Origin of the sequence: Veillonella sp. VA137, assembly GCF_003992015.1 — a bacterium.
Classification (GTDB): Bacteria; Bacillota; Negativicutes; order Veillonellales; family Veillonellaceae; genus F0422.
Genome location: NZ_RQVK01000034.1, coordinates 1 through 872 on the forward strand (window position 1 = coordinate 1; position 872 = coordinate 872).

1 protein-coding gene is annotated in these 872 nt (G+C 34.9%); it reads left to right on the forward strand.

Annotation, left to right across the window (positions count from 1 at the left end):
• A partial coding sequence (locus EO116_RS08375) for an ISL3 family transposase (protein WP_127161431.1) occupies window positions 1–872 on the forward strand: 872 nt, incomplete at both ends.

Consider the following 872-nt stretch of genomic DNA (forward strand, 5'->3'; position numbering starts at 1 on the left):
TGATAAACTTACTGAAAGTGTAACCTATACAGCTATTGCTAACGAGTGTGATACATCTATTACTACAGTATTACGTTATTGCTCTATGATCACTATACCTAAGCCCAAGACCTTACCCACTGTGATTGGTATTGATGAGTTTAAAGGAAATGCAGAAGGCTACCAATACCAAGTTAATTTAACTAATCCAGATACACATGAAATATTAGATATTTTACCGAAACGTGATACGCAAGCATTAATCCACTATTTTGCATCATTTAAACATAAGGATCGCCTACAAGTTAAGTTTATTGTAATGGATATGTCCATACAATTTAAGCGCATCATGGAGGCGCTATTTCCACATGCGCATATTATCTGTGATCGATACCATGTATGTCGACTTGTAGATTGGGCGGTAGAGCGAGTTAGAAAGCGTGAGCAACATAAACTGGCTGCTTATTCACGTATGTTAAAACAGAATCGACGTGTACTAATGAAGCATCCAGACCATTTAACGGAAGCCGAACATATTAAACTATGTGAAATACTCAGAATATCTGATGATTTACGAAAAGCATATGCTTTAAAACTTTCTTTTAGAAAAATCTTTTCAATCTATGGTAAACAAAGAATAGCTGCACATTTAACGCATTGGTTGGAATTAGTAAAAGCATCTGGCTTAGATGAATTTAATAACTTCTTTACATCATTTCCTGCATGGATGACGCAATTAACTAATGCATTCTTACTTCCATATTCTAATGGATACACAGAAGGAACTAACAACAAAATTAAAGTATTAAAACGGATAAGCTATGGACTTCGCCACTTTGGTAGATTTAGAGTACGTATTCTACTTTTGAGCAAAAAGAATGGCACCAACCATA